This window comes from Klebsiella grimontii (assembly GCF_042137965.1).
Lineage (GTDB): Bacteria > Pseudomonadota > Gammaproteobacteria > Enterobacterales > Enterobacteriaceae > Klebsiella > Klebsiella grimontii.
The window spans coordinates 1,138,463-1,151,142 of the sequence record NZ_CP169721.1 but is presented as its reverse complement, the minus strand read 5'-3'; the positions used below and the strand labels follow the sequence as shown (position 1 = coordinate 1,151,142).

Sequence of the window (12,680 nt, the reverse complement as noted above, 5' to 3'; positions counted from 1 at the left end):
TCAGTGATTAATAAAGTAGAGCGAATGGCTATGCCATAAAAGCCAATCCTGCGGATAATCACGCAGGGTGTTTTCAATCATCGACGGCAGATTCGCCGCGACCTCTTTTGGCGTCAGTGGGGAAAAGATTTTTATTTTGATCCCCTGCTGATAATAGAGGTGATAAAAAACCACCTTTGCCGAGACAATGCGGGAAAAACGCTGTACGCCGCTATGTAATTTCGCCGGGCGGCCAAATAGCCGACAGCTTATTTTCCCGGACTGCGCCTCATGGGTCTGCACGGTATAGTCGGCAGGAATATCGGGGAAAATAATCATATTTTCCCGCCCTTCCGAGACGTTGCTCATTAGCGCCATCAGCTCACTGGCAAGCGACGTATTATCCTGATGGATGGAGCAATAAGAGAGCGCGACGCCGCCCATTTTGCGGCTGGCGACGGTATAGCTTTCCGCGCTGGAAGAGACCACCACGCTGGCTTTACCCGGCGTTACCCTGGCTCCAACCATCGCTGCAAGGATATCCGACACGCAGTGCAGCGGTGCGAGAACAACCGGCGTTCTCTGCGCCGCCAGCGGAGCGACTACGGCATCAAGCGCTCGCGTGCACGCCTGCATCTGGGCCAAAGTGGCCGGATGCTGTCCCCAGGTCGCGCCCATCTCCAGCAGCTGGCGGCGCATGGCTATCCATGCGGCGTCAATTCGCCCATCGGCGCCCGTCAGGCAGCGGTAGTTTTGCGTCGCCACGGCGGTACGTCCGCGATATTGTCGCCCCAACAGCCGCAGCCGGCACAACGCCCGAGCCGCCGCCAACAGCAGCGACATAGGGGTAAAACGCATAATCCCACGCACCGCCTTTTGACCGTAGCCAGTAAACGGGCGACTGCGCCAGCTCAGCTGCGCGGACCATTTTCTTACGCTGAAGACGCTCCAGACAATCAGAAAGCGCGTCACGCTTACTCCTTGTCCTGAGTTAACAGCTGGCGCATATAGTCAGCAAATTCAGGAAACTGGCGATCTTTCGCCACCACGTATTTTTTATTCACAATAAATAGCGGCGTGGCGTTTATGTCATAGAGTTCGGTAATTTTCGCCATATATTCAAGGCGTTCAGTAACGGCTTTGCTTTGGCGTACCTGATGGTATTTTTCGACATCAATATTGTTCTTTTTCAGCCAGCCGTTGAGCGCTTCATCGTCGGCTAAATTGATACCGCGGGTCATTACCGCGTTGAAAGCCTGGTCGCGCATCTGGCGCTCAAGCCCCATGACTTCGAGGGTGGCAAAAACCGGCGCATAAATTGCCAGACCGTTTCTTTCGGCGGTGATATGGATAACTTCAAAGGTACTCTCCGCAGGCAATGTGCCGGCGAATTTCTCGATATCTTCCTCGTTCGACGCGCAGTAGTGACAGCCGTAGGACATCACTTCAATAATGCTGCTGTCATGTTTTATTGGGCTACTGGCAACGATTGCGCTGTCAATTTCCCGCAGGGCCGAAGGCTCGCTGCTGTTCGATGCAAACGTATTAAATACAAAAACGTGATAGCACAGCACGGTAATCAGCGACGAAATTAACGCCACCAGAAACGTATAGCCAACAGCGGTAATAGGTTTTATCTTCATTTGATACCAGGCTCGCGAATATGGCGGAGAAATATATGGAGGGTTTCCCCTCCATATACCACAACAGAAATTACTGACGGATGCGATTCGGCACGACGCACATACCGTCGGACGCATCTTTCATGGTCACGGTTGAGTTGCCGTGCTTATCCGTACAGGTAGTCACTTGTTTACAGGTTGAAACACCGCCCACCACCACGGTCTCGTAAGAGCTGGTGCAAGTTTCCTTGCAAGTTCCGCCAATAATAGCTGATGCTTCAATCATACTTAATTTTTGCATTTGTTAGATCCTTAACAATTTATATTGAAATATGTTTTTCTTGCACTTACCTACTGGCTAAGTAACCTGCCAGTAATTCTTTTGATGTCATATTTATCCGCTGTTATACGCAGGGGGTAGCTACGATGCACTTGAAAATATTAAACAGCTCTACGTTGTTTTTAACGTTTAACTTTTTCATTAGCCCCCGTTTACAGCGGCTCAGGCGACGAACATCTATTTTTTGTTCAGAGGAAATTTGTGATAATGACTTCCCTTTGAATATTTCTTCCATTAACCACCAGTCATCACTGGAGATACTATTATTAAAATCCCTGGCTAACCATTTCTGCCGGGTATAATTAATCAAAGAGCGACTGAAAAATATTTTTTCCGCTGGCATAGAATCAGCACCTTCGATGAACTTAAAAAAGTTATCCAGGGACTCATTCTTCAAAAGCCAGCTTGCTTCCGGGAGAAGTGAATGCAGCGCAAAGAATAACGAAATATTATTCTCGCTTAATAAAATAACCAGCTGCTGATTTTCCCGGCAGTAGTGCTCTTTAATGGTGTAAAGCGCGTTAAAACGCTCGTCCGGCAAGCTGTCGACATCGCAGAGGACCCAGCGCAGTTCATCTTTCTGTTTAGGCAGACGCAGGGTGTTGATCAGTTCAGAGAAATGGTCGATCCTAGTGAACGCGCAGTCACCTTCATGCATGGCAAGATCGTCAACCACTGAACGTACGCCTTCCGCGAAAAAGATGTTTTTATCGTAGAGAAAGAAACGACGGCTCATTTATCATCATCCTTGATCTATTCTACTGGTAATTAAGGGTATAATTCGCTGTTGCCTGGAAGGCGCCGGTTTCCAGGGTTTTGTTACTCAAGGCGTCCGGTTCGCCTTCAACAAAAGCTTTAAAATTTAACTGCATGTTGGCATCGGAAATAGCGACGGCGGTGGTCGGCGTATTGAGCAAAATCGCCGTGCCGTTACTCTCTTCAAAACCTATACCAATACCGCTGGCGGTTTGAGGCGCGACCGGCGTAATCGCCAGACGGTCGCTCATATTGGTATTTTCCGTCCCGCTAAAGGTCACGGTGACGGAATTAAAAACATCGGTGCTGCAATCCTGGAGTTCAATAACAAACGCTTTGGGCTGCGATTTTCCCTCCGCATAAAGCGTGCGGGTTGAAATCTGGCCAAAATCCACGGTGATGTTTTTTGACGAAGGCACGATACTGCAACCGTGGGAAATGACGGTTCCCTTGAATTTTAAATCGCCGCCGATCAGCTCTCCGATGGCATGCGCCGGAGCAGCTGCGGATAGCGAACCTATGAGTATCATTGATGCGATGAGTTGACGCATGCTGTCCCCTTACTGAAACTCAGCGACCACGGTGGCCGATGCCTGGAAATCCCCTTCGAGAACGTTAGTTCCGGCATTGGCAATTGGCGCGGCGGTCAAATTCCAGGTTCCCTGATTGTTATTAAAACCCGGCACGTCATAAAACTTATTCGCGGCGACTAAATTGCCGCCGGAATCTTTCAGGATAATGCCAAGATTGGAGCGGTCGACGGCGCCGGTGGTGCCTAAATAGTCGCTGTTAAAACTGGCGGTATTGGCCTGCTGAATTCCCAGGCGAATATTTAAATTTCCGGTGGCGAAACTCCCCCCTTCGCACTTCACCTGAATCGGCACGGACTGGCTGTAATTATTGCCGTTAAGCAGCGAGCCCGCGCTGGGGATGGTATTAAAATCAACGACGATCGGCGATCCTGAGTTGACAATACATTTATCCGGAACGGTAATGACCCCGGAATTAATCGAGACAATCGACATGGGAGTGCTGCCCATCCCTGCGCTGTAATTCCCAAGGCGACCATAAAGCTTGGCAATTTCAGTACCCAGCAGGTTAACGCCGTTGACAATCGGCTTGGTGATCATAAACGTTACCCGCCCCTGAGCGCCGGACTCAAAGTTGTTAAACTGGGTAGTTGGCGGTACGCATTTATTTTGATGAGCCTGGTTTGACTCATTATTAAAAGGCACCGGAAGATATTCCATGCGCTGGCCACGGATATATATCTCAATTTTCACATCCATATAATCATTAAGTTTTAAATACCCCGGTGTGCTTCCCTGCTGCAGCAGCGAAGCGGTCGCAGAGTAATAAATCGCCTCGTTTTCCATAGGAATAGTGCAGCTGGCGATACCAGAATATTGTCCGCCCAATGAAAAGACATAAGGGATCGTCGCCCCAATGCTATTGTTGGTAATATCCTGATTGGCGACGTCGATATTGTACATTTTAGGTCCGCCAACTGGCGTAATTTCCCCTTCCACCGCCGCGCTGGCGTCGAGAGTGAATACGCCGCCGCAGAGTAATAGCGTGATACAAGATTTCCGCCCGATAACCCTCGTCGCCATCAGAGATACTCCATTTTTAAACGCAGCAGGCCGCTAAAGTTTCCTGCGGTCACGTTTCGCCCGGTCGATTCCAGCACGGCAATAAACGTCAGGCTGCTGTCGCCGGTTTTCACGATAAACGGCGGCTGCGTTTGATTAATATCCAGCGCCCGCTCTTTGACATCCAGCAGGCGAATACCGGCTCCTGAGATGCTGCCGGTCAGGCGCAACAGCTGGCGATTATGCTCATCCGACTCGCCGATGAAGGTGAGCTGAACCGCCTGCTCGCCGGTGGTATAGAGATGCTTGCTGCTGCCCGTCGTCCGTGAGGCGATGCTGTCGCGCGCCTGCGACGCGCCTTTCAGGCAATCCCTGAGTTCAACGCGAACCAGCACCGGCTGGCTACGGTCGCCCGCCTGGTGAAAACGCCGGGCGCTGATTTCGCCCATCTCAATAATCTGCAGGCGGCTTTGCGGGGCAAGCACGCAAGGCGAGGCATACACAGAGCCATTGAATATCACGTTACCGCCATCCTCCCCCTGATGATCCCGGTTATAGTGCTGCGGCTGTAGAGGAATATCAGCGTCGGCCAGCGCTGGCATACTGATACCGAATACAAACAGTGCTAATAGCGATAGGCGCGTTTTCATCATCAGGTTCCTCTTTAATTACCCTTGCTGCGATGGCGGCAGCGCTTTACAGGTGTTTCCTTCACAGCGGTATTTCAGCTCTGGATGTCCGCCATAATCATTCACGTACATCATCGCAAACTCTCTAACGCCGCCATCGGTCACGCTGAACTCCAGACTGGACTTCGGCGCAATCATAATTCCCGGGAACTTAGTGATTTTTTCACCCTTAACGCGGGACAGGCTAATAATGGTGATGTAGTAAGGCGTCGGGTTTTGCGCGGTCATCTTATTGCCGCTCTTTTGAAAGACGACCTGGTCCTGCCATATTTCGCTTTTGCTTTTGGGAATAATGGCGGTCGGGCGGAAAAATAATTTAATCCGCGACTGCATGGCCAGCTGCAGGACGTTCGCTTTATCTGGCTTAGGCGGAATTTCCCGCACGCTTAAATAAAACAGGCTTTCGCGGTCCTGCGGCAGCTGGTTGATACCATCTGTTTTTGTGACCCGCGCCACCCCTTTTTGCCCGCCGTTAATCCGCTGCAAAGGCGGTAAAACCACCAGCGGAGAGGTGATCTTGTTGCCCTTGCTGTCTTCCACCCACGATTGCGCCAGGAACGGAATATCCGGGCTGGTGTTGGTTAGATTGGCGCTCGCCGAGCTATCTTTACCAGTGATGATAAGACGCGTGCGATCCAGCGAAACCCCCGCCTGCGCGGTACCGCTTACCGCCGCCAGCATCAGAATGCCCATCCAGCAGAGTTTGTTGCTTGTTATGCTCATTTTTGGCCTTTTATTACTGTCACTGTCATTTACACGGCAATAGCGCGGCTGTCGAACGACGCTCTATGGTCGGCGGGATGGCAATCTGACACTGCTTTTTCCCGCTCCACACTACGCTTAGCAGCTCATGAGGATTCACCCCTGCCAGCCATCCCTGCCCACCTTCCATAATCATCGATACGCTCACGCCATCGCCGTTGATAACCTCGGCGCCGAACGGCGGATAGGTACCGTCAGCCAGGCGGATAATGCCCATCATTTTTTCGCCCTGCGCCATGCCAAAGGTCTGATAACCAATAGCGCCTTCGGTCAGCGTGGCGGTGCTGATGGCTTTTGCCGGTTCAATGGATTCCGACATCGCATCAACGTCAACCCGGGTATCAAAGCTGTTGTAGCTCACGATGTCCGGAATAACGGCGATGCCGAAATTATTGGTTCTTGATTTACCGTCATTGAGCGGCACGTCGCCGATGCCGTTGGTGTTCACCATTACGCGCGCCGTATTGAGCGTCGCGCCGCTGTTGTGGATCGCCGCCCCGTGCCGGGTCGCGGTAAAGCCGCCGCGCAGGGTGCTGCTCAGAGAGAGATAGTGATCCTGCTGATAGCTGGCGTTGCTGTTGATTTCAGCGTACTGGGAGCGGCGCTGATAGTAGCCGTCGACGTTGGCATAGCCGCTCTGGCTCGCTCCGGCACGCAGACGCCACAGGTTGTTGTAGTCGCTGCTGTCGGTATAGGAGAGCATCGGGCTGGTTTTGCCGTTATTGGTCTGCACGTCGAGGCCGCTCCATTTACTATCGCCAACCGGAATGGAAAGCGAGAAAGCAATAGAGTCGTCTTTCCGCCCTTCGTAATCCGAACGGTAGGCCGAAATATTGGTGGTGATCCCGCGAATATTACCGACGTTAAACGAGCGCCCTAGCGAGATGCCGTAGCGATCCTGGCTGCTTCGGTTCCAGTAATTCTGATGGGTGTAGGTCAAAAATACCGTGGTCGCTTTACCAGGCTCATCGGCCCAGAACGTTTTATTGCCGGTGATGGTATAAACTTCTTTTTCACGCCCAAGGCTGTCGTAACCCTCATAGCGCTCGTTGAGATATTGCGAGAAAGAGCGGAAGTCCTCCTGCGAGAAGCGATATCCGGCGAAGGTAATGGAACTATTATATTCGTCGAACGTTTTCGCATAGCTCAGCTTAAACGAGGTCCCTTTAAGCCGCTTCTGGTTTGACTGCTGACTGTAGGATTCCGTAGCGTCCAGCGAGAGGGCGCCAAGTACGCTGAGATCGCGGCCAATACCGGCGGAGACCGCGGTATATTCGGCCCCTGCGCTTTGTAAACCGCCGTACAGCGACCAGGCGTTGGTGATCCCCCAGGAGAAATCGCCGGAAGCGAAACCGGGTCCCTGAATTTTATGGCTATAGCGGGACGGCGCGCCGATCGCCACGTTGTAGCGCACGTAGCCGGGACGCGTAAGATAAGGAATATTGGCGGTGTTAACCTGGAAAGTCGAAATTGAGCCATCCTGCTCTTCCACCTGCACATCCAGCGTACCGCGCACCGAGCTGCGTAAATCCTGAATATTAAACGGTCCGGCGGGCACCGTCGTTTCATAAATGATGCGTCCGCTCTGCTTCACCGTCACTTTGGCGTTGGTCTTGGCCAGACCGCGAATTTCCGGCGCGTACCCCTGCAGGTTTGGCGGCAGCTGACGCTCATCGCTGGCGAGATTAAGTCCGGTAAAGCGCACGGTGTCGAAGACCTGAGAATCAAGATAGATCTCCCCCGCCGTCAGCTTTGCCGCCATCATCGGCAGCGGGCGGTAGGCGTAGATCTGATTCATATCGAAATCAAATTGATGCGTCGCGCTGTAATAACTGGTCTGATATTCGCCGCGCAGGCGCCAGCCGCCGAGGTTGACCCCGGTCTGACCGTATCCGCTCAGGGTGCTGTAATCTTCATGCATATCCAGCTGGCGGGTATATTGCCCGGTCAGGCTATAGTCGAGCAAAAATCCGCCGATCCCCTGGTCCCAGCGCTCCGGCGGCGTCCAGTTCGGATCGTTGTATTTCATCCACGCCTGCGGGACGGTGATGTCCAGCACCCCGGCGTAGTTACTGAGGGTGGCGCCAGGAAGGCTCAGCAGGTCATAGCAGTCGGCAAACGGCTGTGCGACCTTTTGCTGCGCGTCCTCTTTCAAAGCCAATCTGGCAAGAATTTCGCCGTTAATGCAGGCCTGGGTATGCTTCTGGTCTTTAGAAGCCAGATAGCGAACCTTTTGCTGCCCGACCGCCTGGCCATTTATTTTAATATCTAATAAGTACTCGCCCGGCGGGACATAGTTGTCGGTGGCGAAACGGGTTAAATCGATATTGTCGCGATCGGCCGCATCCAGTACGTCGGTATTAAATTCCACGTCGGTTGAGGCGTAAGCCATAGAGGTACAGCAGAAAAAAAGCATCTGAGAGAGGATTATTTTTATTTTTTGTTCTGCTGACATGACTATTCATCCCGAATCATTCAGTAAAATATCGTGTGCGACAAACAAGCTCCAACAGCAATCACTGGCTTGTTTCTAGTTGTAATCCATAAAAAAACGAGTGACGGCGTAAAAATCCCCGGCTTTAATATGCTGCTGAACCGGCACCAGCGTAGCGGTAAATTTCAGCGTATTATTCTCATCACTCAGGAGATATCCCGATGAAGGTTCTCCAAACGTTAAAATTTCCCCATGGCGATCGCGAATCTGGATACCAAATCCCTTTCCTTCACCATCCGGAATTAATACTGTTGGGTCCTGCGATGAAGCATTGCCGGTAAACGTAATGGTGGCATAAGCCCCTGGCGTTGATTGATTTACGCTGCCGAAAGAGGTGCAGCCAATTAAGCGTACTAAAAAAGGCCGGATCAGCTTACCTTCTTGATCGCTATTAATATCGCGAGCGGAAATGTTACCGAAATCTACCCATAGCTCCCGCGAATTAGGGTCAATATCGCATGCGGCAGCCACTAGCTCCCCCGAAAGCGCCAGCTGGCCAGGCGTAAAACTAGTACTCGAAGCATGTCCGGAAAAGAGTAATCCCGATACCAATAACGCCATCAGTCTCTTTTTCTCTGTATCCTTAACCATACTCAGAATTCCATATTATCTGGCACCTACTCCAATATCGCGGGGAGAGAGATCTCTCCCCGCGAGCGATAATTCAAAATCGATTATTGATAATCGATGGTGAAATTGATCGTTGACTGGAATGCACCTGCGGTTACGGTAGTGGTAGAACCGCTCGCTGCCGCTTCCGCTTTCAGGAACGCCACGAAAGGAATGGTGTTAGTACCATCAACCAGGGTGACCGGAGTGGTCTGCGCGCCCCAGGTTACAGTCTGGCTAGCGCTGTCTTTCAGGCCGATACCTGCACCGGATGCAGTACCAGAAGTAAATGCAGCCAGAGTAGGATCGTTCGGGTTAACCGAAGTCGGGGTATAGGAAACAACGGCGCTGCTGGCAATAGTGGTATCGCAATACTGCAGCTCGATGTTTTTGGTTTCAGTTGCCTGACCACCGCCTTGCAGCAGGGAAACTGGAACCTGACCAAAATCAACGGTTACCGGGCTGGACGACGGAGCTAAACCACAAGCGGTATTCACCAGCTCACCCTGAAGCTCAATCTGGCCATTCGTGGTATCAGCCAGTGCAGACATTGAGCCGAGAGCAGCAGTTAATGCCACAGCCATAGCAACTTTATTCAGTTTCATAGAAAATTCCTGCGTTATAAATTTTTATCCTAAAAGAGTAAGGAGCTATAAAATTGCCGAAGTCTATTTACCCAACAATTTCCAGCCCTCCGCATCACCGAAAAATCCGTTTCAATAATTAGACTATTAATTAATATTAATAATTTAATTAAAGCCAGATCCCCTGGTCGACAAAAATACTAACAAATCATTTTTTAGGTAAAAAGAGATACATTTACAGAGGAATTAAAAAAAGATTTAACCTCGCGAACAATGCCACCATAGGAAATTAACTCGCAGATCACTGAGATATATCCTAAAAACAAATTGCGTCAGGTAATTAATAAATGATAGTGGGCAGATATTCATAGTAAAATAATTGTAACATAGATCACAATTTATTAACAAATAGCTTTTCCTGATATAAGGATAGTCAAAAGCAGCCCGAGCAATGGACATTACGCAGCGGCTAAGAGGAGGGGGAAGTCGATTCATGGGCCCGTCGCGCCTTCTTGTTTTCCTGACCTGAAGACTCCGTTATCATGCGGCCTATGAGTCAATGAAAAGAAATGCACAATGTCACGGGAACCGATGAGCAATAGCGCGACGTCATGAAAACAATAAACTCCGCTAACGCGTTAAAACGTAAGAAAATGGACATCAAAAACAGATGAGTACATTAGAGAATCTCGACGCCCACACCCCCATGATGCAACAGTATCTCAAGCTGAAAGCCCAGCATCCGGAGATTCTGCTGTTTTACCGGATGGGTGATTTCTACGAACTATTCTACGACGATGCGAAACGCGCGTCGCAGCTGCTGGATATCTCGCTGACGAAGCGCGGCGCTTCCGCGGGCGAACCGATTCCGATGGCCGGGATCCCGCACCACGCGGTGGAGAACTATCTGGCCAAACTGGTTAATCAGGGCGAGTCGGTGGCCATTTGCGAACAGATTGGCGATCCGGCTACCACCAAAGGGCCGGTTGAACGCAAAGTCGTCCGTATTGTGACGCCCGGCACTATCAGCGATGAAGCGCTGCTGCAGGAACGCCAGGACAATCTGCTGGCCGCCATCTGGCAGGACGGCAAAGGTTTTGGCTACGCCACCCTTGATATCAGCTCCGGACGTTTTCGCCTGAGCGAGCCCGCCGACCGCGAAACGATGGCCGCCGAGCTCCAGCGCACCAACCCCGCCGAGCTGCTGTATGCGGAGGATTTTGCCGAGTCGTCGCTTATTGAGGGGCGCCGCGGCCTGCGCCGTCGTCCGCTGTGGGAATTTGAAATCGACACCGCGCGCCAGCAGCTCAATCTCCAATTCGGCACGCGCGATTTGGTTGGTTTCGGCGTTGAAAACGCCCCGCGCGGCCTGTGCGCCGCCGGCTGCCTGCTGCAGTACGTCAAAGACACCCAGCGCACGTCATTGCCGCATATCCGCTCCATCACGATGGAGCGCCAGCAGGACAGCATCATTATGGATGCGGCCACGCGTCGCAATCTGGAGATAACCCAGAACCTGGCCGGCGGCTTTGAAAATACGCTGGCCTCGGTGCTCGACTGCACCGTCACCCCGATGGGCAGCCGTATGCTGAAGCGCTGGCTGCATATGCCGGCGCGCGACACCACCGTGCTGGTAGAGCGCCAGCAGACCATCGGCGCGCTGCAGGAACATTACCCCGAGCTGCAGCCGGTGCTGCGTCAGGTCGGCGACCTCGAACGTATTCTGGCGCGCCTGGCGCTGCGCACCGCCCGCCCTCGCGATTTAGCGCGTATGCGTCACGCTTTCCAGCAGCTGCCGGCGCTGCGCGCCATGCTGGCCGACGTCGACTGCGCGCCGGTGCAGCGGCTCCGGGAAAAGATGGGGGAATTTAGCGAACTGCGCGAACTGCTGGAGCGGGCGATTATCGATGCGCCGCCGGTATTGGTTCGCGACGGCGGGGTTATCGCCCCCGGCTATCACGCGGAACTCGATGAGTGGCGCGGCCTGGCCGATGGCGCTACCGATTACCTCGACAGACTGGAAGTTCGCGAGCGCGAGCGTCTGGGGCTGGATACGCTGAAGGTGGGCTACAACGCCGTCCACGGCTACTACATCCAGATTAGCCGTGGTCAGAGCCAGCACGCGCCGATCCACTACGTCCGTCGCCAGACCCTCAAAAACGCCGAGCGCTATATTATTCCTGAGCTGAAGGAGTATGAAGACAAAGTCCTGACCTCCAAAGGGAAAGCGCTGGCGCTGGAAAAGCAGCTGTACGATGAGCTTTTCGATATGCTGCTGCCGCATCTTGGCGACCTGCAGCAGAGCGCCAGCGCGCTGGCGGAGCTCGATGTGCTGGTGAACCTCGCCGAGCGCGCGGAGACCCTCAACTACTGCTGCCCGACCTTTAGCGATAAGCCGGGCATTCGGATTAGCGAAGGCCGCCATCCGGTGGTTGAGCAGGTGCTGAAAGAGCCGTTTATCGCCAACCCGCTGCATCTCGCCCCGCAGCGGAGAATGCTGATTATCACCGGTCCGAATATGGGCGGTAAAAGTACCTATATGCGCCAAACCGCGCTGATCGCCCTGCTGGCGTATATCGGCAGCTACGTTCCGGCGGAAAAAGTCGACATCGGCCCTATCGATCGTATTTTCACCCGCGTCGGCGCGGCGGATGACCTGGCCAGCGGCCGCTCAACCTTTATGGTAGAGATGACCGAAACCGCTAATATTCTGCATAACGCCACCGAGCATAGCCTGGTGCTGATGGATGAAATTGGCCGCGGCACCTCGACCTACGATGGCCTGTCGCTGGCGTGGGCCTGCGCGGAAAATCTGGCGAATAAGATCAAAGCCCTGACCCTGTTTGCCACCCACTACTTCGAGCTGACCCAGCTGCCGGAGAAAATGGAAGGCGTGGCCAACGTCCATCTTGATGCCCTGGAGCACGGCGATACCATCGCCTTTATGCACAGCGTGCAGGATGGCGCGGCCAGTAAGAGCTACGGCCTGGCCGTTGCCGCGCTGGCCGGGGTGCCGAAAGAGGTGATCAAGCGCGCGCGGCAGAAGCTGCGCGAGCTGGAAAGCATCGCGCCGAGCGCTGCCGCCACGCAGGTGGACGGTACCCAGATGTCGCTGCTTTCCGCGCCGGAAGAGACCTCGCCCGCGGTTGAAGCGCTGGAGAATCTCGATCCGGATTCGCTGACTCCGCGCCAGGCGCTGGAGTGGATCTATCGCCTGAAGAGCCTGGTGTAGTTCTCGTTTAACGTGAAAAAC

Annotated in this window: 12 protein-coding genes; 1 reads left to right on the top strand and 11 read right to left on the bottom strand. The window is 53.0% G+C overall.

Annotation, left to right across the window (positions count from 1 at the left end; genetic code table 11):
* From ACE3MN_RS05560 to ACE3MN_RS05510, 11 genes are all read right to left on the bottom strand, one after another.
* Entirely contained in the window at positions 1-951 is a 951-nt protein-coding gene (locus ACE3MN_RS05560) for an ABC transporter (RefSeq protein WP_049088660.1), read from the bottom strand.
* 2 nt (positions 952-953) lie between these two features.
* The gene (locus ACE3MN_RS05555) at positions 954-1,622 is read right to left on the bottom strand and encodes a DsbA family protein (RefSeq protein ID WP_024358477.1); all 669 of its coding nucleotides are present in this window, start codon (positions 1,620-1,622) and stop codon (positions 954-956) included.
* Positions 1,623-1,692: 70 nt separating this feature from the next.
* On the bottom strand, positions 1,693-1,902 hold the full coding sequence (locus tag ACE3MN_RS05550; protein ID WP_024358478.1) for a DUF4762 family protein: 210 nt from the start codon (positions 1,900-1,902) through the stop codon (positions 1,693-1,695).
* A 103-nt stretch (positions 1,903-2,005) separates the two neighbouring features.
* Positions 2,006-2,677, bottom strand: coding sequence for a transcriptional regulator (locus tag ACE3MN_RS05545; protein WP_049132153.1), 672 nt, complete (start codon positions 2,675-2,677; stop codon positions 2,006-2,008).
* A 22-nt stretch (positions 2,678-2,699) separates the two neighbouring features.
* Positions 2,700-3,248 (bottom strand): fimbrial protein, encoded by a 549-nt coding sequence (locus ACE3MN_RS05540; RefSeq protein WP_024358480.1) that lies wholly within the window; start codon positions 3,246-3,248, stop codon positions 2,700-2,702.
* Between the two features lie 9 nt (positions 3,249-3,257).
* On the bottom strand, positions 3,258-4,310 hold the full coding sequence (locus ACE3MN_RS05535; protein WP_098140293.1) for a fimbrial protein: 1,053 nt from the start codon (positions 4,308-4,310) through the stop codon (positions 3,258-3,260).
* Positions 4,310-4,939 carry a fimbrial protein gene (locus tag ACE3MN_RS05530; protein ID WP_004137363.1) on the bottom strand — a complete coding sequence of 210 codons (630 nt, stop codon included), beginning with the start codon at positions 4,937-4,939 and terminating at the stop codon, positions 4,310-4,312. Before ACE3MN_RS05530 ends, ACE3MN_RS05535 begins: the two co-directional genes overlap by 1 nt.
* Before the next feature lie 18 nt (positions 4,940-4,957).
* Entirely contained in the window at positions 4,958-5,701 is a 744-nt protein-coding gene (locus ACE3MN_RS05525) for a molecular chaperone (protein ID WP_024358482.1), read from the bottom strand.
* A gap of 25 nt (positions 5,702-5,726) precedes the next feature.
* Positions 5,727-8,195, bottom strand: a complete 2,469-nt coding sequence (locus tag ACE3MN_RS05520) for a fimbria/pilus outer membrane usher protein (protein ID WP_024358483.1) — start codon at positions 8,193-8,195, stop codon at positions 5,727-5,729.
* Between the two features lie 75 nt (positions 8,196-8,270).
* A complete protein-coding gene (locus ACE3MN_RS05515; protein WP_024358484.1) occupies positions 8,271-8,825 on the bottom strand; it encodes a fimbrial protein in 555 nt (184 codons plus the stop codon).
* Between the two features lie 83 nt (positions 8,826-8,908).
* On the bottom strand, positions 8,909-9,448 hold the full coding sequence (locus ACE3MN_RS05510; RefSeq protein WP_004124241.1) for a fimbrial protein: 540 nt from the start codon (positions 9,446-9,448) through the stop codon (positions 8,909-8,911).
* A gap of 649 nt (positions 9,449-10,097) precedes the next feature.
* Between ACE3MN_RS05510 and mutS the strand changes: the two genes are divergently transcribed.
* A complete protein-coding gene (gene mutS / locus ACE3MN_RS05505; RefSeq protein ID WP_098066917.1) occupies positions 10,098-12,659 on the top strand; it encodes a DNA mismatch repair protein MutS in 2,562 nt (853 codons plus the stop codon).
* The last annotated feature ends 21 nt before the right edge of the window (positions 12,660-12,680 follow it).